General features: G+C 54.4%; 3 protein-coding genes. All 3 read right to left on the minus strand.

Annotation, left to right across the window (positions count from 1 at the left end; translation table 11 throughout):
* On the minus strand, positions 1-225 hold a 225-nt coding region (locus tag ACOTX3_RS25705), incomplete at its 3' end, for an MFS transporter (protein WP_080096007.1).
* A gap of 51 nt (positions 226-276) precedes the next feature.
* Positions 277-3,351, minus strand: coding sequence for a beta-galactosidase (gene lacZ, locus ACOTX3_RS25710; RefSeq protein WP_007894989.1), 3,075 nt, complete (start codon positions 3,349-3,351; stop codon positions 277-279).
* 121 nt (positions 3,352-3,472) lie between these two features.
* Positions 3,473-4,555 carry a DNA-binding transcriptional repressor LacI gene (gene lacI / locus ACOTX3_RS25715; RefSeq protein ID WP_007851507.1) on the minus strand — a complete coding sequence of 361 codons (1,083 nt, stop codon included), beginning with the start codon at positions 4,553-4,555 and terminating at the stop codon, positions 3,473-3,475.
* Positions 4,556-4,791 lie beyond the last annotated feature (236 nt).

A 4,791-nucleotide genomic window follows, 5' to 3' on the forward strand; every position in this document is an offset into this window, starting at 1 on the left:
GTATTTGCGCAGCCCGAGTTTGTCAGAAAGCAGACCAAACAGCGGTTGGAATAATAGCGAGAACAGAGAAATAGCGGCAAAAATAATACCCGTATCACTTTTGCTGATATGGTTGATGTCATGTAGCCAAATCGGGAAAAACGGGAAGTAGGCTCCCATGATAAAAAAGTAAAAGAAAAAGAATAAACCGAACATCCAAAAGTTTGTGTTTTTTAAATAGTACATAATGGATTTCCTTACGCGAAATACGGGCAGACATGGCCTGCCCGGTTATTATTATTTTTGACACCAGAGCAACTGGTAATGGTAGCTACCGGCGCTAAGGTGGAATTCCGCCGACACTGACGGGCTCCAGGAGTCGTCGCCACCAATCCCCATATGGAAACCGTCGATATTCAGCCATGTGCCTTCTTCCGCGTGCAGCAGATGGCGATGGCTGGTTTCCATCAGTTGCTGTTGACTGTAGCGGCTGATGTTGAACTGGAAGTCGCCGCGCCACTGGTGTGGGCCATAATTCAATTCGCGCGTCCCGCAGCGCAGACCGTTTTCGCTCGGGAAGACGTACGGGGTATACATGTCTGACAATGGCAGATCCCAGCGGTCAAAACAGGCCGCAGTAAGGCGGTCGGGATAGTTTTCTTGCGGCCCTAATCCGAGCCAGTTTACCCGCTCTGCTACCTGCGCCAGCTGGCAGGTCAGGCCAATCCGCGCCGGATGTGGCGTATTGCTCGCCACTTCAACATCAACGGTAATCGCCATTTGACCACTTCCATCAATCCGGTAGGTTTTCCGGCTGATAAATAAGGTTTTCCCCTGATGCTGCCACGCGTGGACCGTGGTAATCAGCACCGCGTCGGCAAGCGTATCTGCCGTGCACTGCAACAACGCTGCTTCGGCCTGGTAATGGCCCGCCGCCTTCCAGCGTTCGACCCAGGCGTTAGGGTCAATGCGGGTCGCTTCACTTACGCCAATGTCGTTATCCAGCGGTGCGCGGGTGAACTGATCGCGCAGCGGCGTCAGCAGTTGTTTTTTATCGCCAATCCACATCTGTGAAAGAAAGCCTGACTGGCGGTTAAATTGCCAACGCTTATTATCCAGCTCGATGCAAAAATCCGTTTCGCTGGTGGTCAGTTGCGGGATGGCGTGGGGCGCGGAGGGGAGTGTCACGCTGAGGTTTTCCGCCAGACGCCACTGCTGCCAGGCGCTGATGTGTCCGGCTGCTGACCATGTGGTCGCGTTCGGTTGCACTACGTGAACCGTTAGCCAGAGTTGTCCGGCGCTCTCCGGCTGCGGTAGTTCAGGCAGTTCAATCAACTGTTTACCTTGTGGAGCGACATCCAGAGGCACTTCACCGCTTGCCAGCGGCTTGCCATCCAGCGCCACCATCCAGTGCAGGAGCTCGTTATCGCTATGACGGAACAGGTATTCGCTGGTCACTTCGATGGTTCGCCCGGATAAACTGAACTGGAAAAACTGCTGCTGGTGTTTTGCTTCCGTCAGCGCCGGATGCGGCGTGCGGTCTGCAAAGACCAGACCGTTCATGCAGAACTGGCGATCATTCGGCGTATCGCCAAAATCACCGCCGTAAGCCGACCACGGATTGCCATTTTCATCATATTTAATCAGCGACTGATCCACCCAGTCCCAGACGAAGCCGCCCTGTAAACGGGGGTACTGACGAAACGCCTGCCAGTATTTAGCGAAGCCGCCAAGACTGTTACCCATCGCGTGGGCGTATTCGCAAAGGATCAGCGGGCGCGTCTCTCCAGGCAACGAAAGCCATTTTTTGATGGACCATTTCGGCACAGCCGGGAAGGGCTGGTCTTCATCCACGCGCGCGTACATCGGGCAAATAATATCGGTTGCGAAGGTGTCGGCTCCGCCGCCTTCATACTGTACCGGGCGGGAAGGATCGACAGATTTGATCCAGCGATAGAGTGCGTCGTGATTAGCGCCGTGGCCTGATTCATTCCCCAGCGACCAGATGATCACACTCGGGTGATTACGATCGCGCTGCACCATTCGCGTTACGCGTTCGCTCATCGCGGGTAGCCAGCGCGGATCATCGGTCAGACGATTCATTGGCACCATGCCGTGGGTTTCAATGTTGGCTTCATCCACCACATACAGGCCGTAGTGGTCGCACAGCGTGTACCACAGCGGATGGTTCGGATAATGCGAACAGCGCACGGCGTTAAAGTTGTTCTGCTTCATCAGCAGGATATCCTGCACCATCGTCTGCTCATCCATGACCTGACCATGCAGAGGATGATGCTCGTGACGGTTAACGCCGCGAATCAGCAACGGCTTGCCGTTCAGCAGCAGCAGACCATTTTCAATCCGCACCTCGCGGAAACCGACATCGCAGGCTTCTGCTTCAATCAGCGTGCCGTCGGCGGTGTGCAGTTCAACCACCGCACGATAGAGATTCGGGATTTCGGCGCTCCACAGTTTCGGGTTTTCGACGTTCAGACGTAGGGTGACGTGATCGGCATAACCACCACGCTCATCGATAATTTCACCGCCGAAAGGCGCGGTGCCGCTGGCGACCTGCGTTTCACCCTGCCACAAAGAAACCGTCACCCGCAGCTCATCGCGCAGCTCGCCGTACATCTGAACGTCTGCCTCCAGTACAGCGCGGCTGAAATCATCATTAAAGTGAGTGGCTACATGGAAATCGCTGATTTGCGTGCTCGGTTTATGCAGCAACGAGACGTCACGGAAAATGCCGCTCATCCGCCACATATCCTGATCTTCCAGATAACTGCCGTCACTCCAGCGCAGCACCATCACCGCGAGGCGGTTTTCTCCGGCGTGTAAAAATGCGCTCAGGTCAAATTCAGACGGCAAACGACTGTCCTGTCCGTAACCGACCCAGCGCCCGTTGCACCACAAATGAAACGCCGAGTTAACACCATCAAAAATAATTCGCGTCTGGCCTTCCTGTAGCCAGCTTTCATCAACATTAAATGTGAGCGAGTAACAACCCGTCGGATTCTCCGTGGGAACATACGGCGGATTGACCGCAATGGGATAGGTCACGTTGGTGTAGATAGGCGCATCGTAACCGTGCATCTGCCAGTTTGAGGGGACGATGACAGTATCGGCGTCAGGAAGATCGCGCTCCAGCCAGCTTTCTGGTACCGCTTCTGGTGCCGGAAACCAGGCAAAGCGCCATTCACCATTCAGGCTGCGCGACTCTTGGGAAGGGCGATCGGTGCGAGCCTCTTCGCTATTACGCCAGCTGGCGAAAGGGGGATGTGCCGCAAGGCGATTAAGTTGGGTAACGCCAGGGTTTTCCCAGTCACGACGTTGTAATACGACGGCCAGTGAATCCGTAATCATTGTCATAGTTGTATCCTGCGTGAATTGTTATCCGCTCACATTTTCGCATAACATACGAGCCGGACACATAGAGTGTAAAGCCTGGGGTGCCTAATGAGTGAGCTGACTCACATTAATTGCGTTGCGCTCACTGCCCGCTTTCAAGTCGGGAAACTTGTCGTGCCAGCTGCATTAAGGAATCTGCCAACGTGCGGGGAGAGGTGGTTTGCGTATTGGGCGCCAGGGTGGTTTTTCTTTTCACCAGTGAGACGGGCAACAGCTGATTGCTCTTCACCGCCTGGCCCTGAGAGAGTTTCAGCAAGCGGTCCACGCTGGTTTGCCCCAGCAGGCGAAAATCCTGTTTGATGGTGGTTAACGGCGGGATATAACACGAGCTGTCTTCGGTATCGTCGTATCCCACTACCGAGATATCCGCACCAACGCGCAACCCGGACTCGGTAATGGCGCGCATTGCGCCCAGCGCCATCTGATCGTTGGCAACCAGCATCGCAGTGGGAACGATGCCCTCATTTAGCATTTGCATGGTTTGTTGAAAACCGGACATGGCACTCCAGTCGCCTTCCCGTTCCGCTATCGGATGAATTTGATTGCGAGTGAGATATTTATGCCAGCCCGCCAGACGCAGACGCGCCGAGACAGAACTTAATGGGCCCGCTAACAGCGCGATTTGCTGGTGACCCAATGCGACCAGATGCTCCACGCCCAGTCGCGTACCGTCTTCATGGGAGAAAATAATACTGTTGATGGGAGTCTGGTCAGAGACATCAAGAAATAACGCCGGAACATTAGCGCAGGCAGCTTCCACAGCAATGGCATCCTGGTCATCCAGCGGATAGTTAATGATCAGCCCACTGACGCGTTGCGCGAGAAGATTGTGCACCGCCGCTTTACAGGCTTCGACGCCGCTTCGTTCTACCATCGACACCACCACGCTGGCACCCAGTTGATCGGCGCGAGATTTAATCGCCGCGACAATTTGCGACGGCGCGTGCAGGGCCAGACTGGAGGTAGCAACGCCAATCAGCAACGACTGTTTCCCCGCCAGTTGTTGTGCCACGCGGTTGGGAATGTAGTTCAGCTGCGCCATCGCCGCTTCCACCTTTTCCCGCGTTTTCGCAGAGACGTGGCTGGCCTGGTTCACCACGCGGGAAACGGTCTGATAAGAGACACCGGCATACTCTGCGACATCGTATAGCGTTACTGGTTTCACATTTACCACCCTGAATTGACTCTCTTCGGGTGCTATCATGCCATACCACGAAATGTTTTGCGCCATTCGGAGGGGGCACGCCGAAGTGAGATTCAAAATGCCGACGTCAGTTCACAGGTGGGTAATGATACCAACGTGTTGATTTCGTATTTTCACTGACACCAGGATCATCCTGATGTTACAAGGATTGAATGACTACAGATTAAAATAGTCATCAACAGGTTGACAGCATTACC

Source organism: Enterobacter cloacae complex sp. IR5384 (assembly GCF_049237265.1).
GTDB classification, from domain to species: Bacteria; Pseudomonadota; Gammaproteobacteria; order Enterobacterales; family Enterobacteriaceae; genus Enterobacter; species Enterobacter cloacae.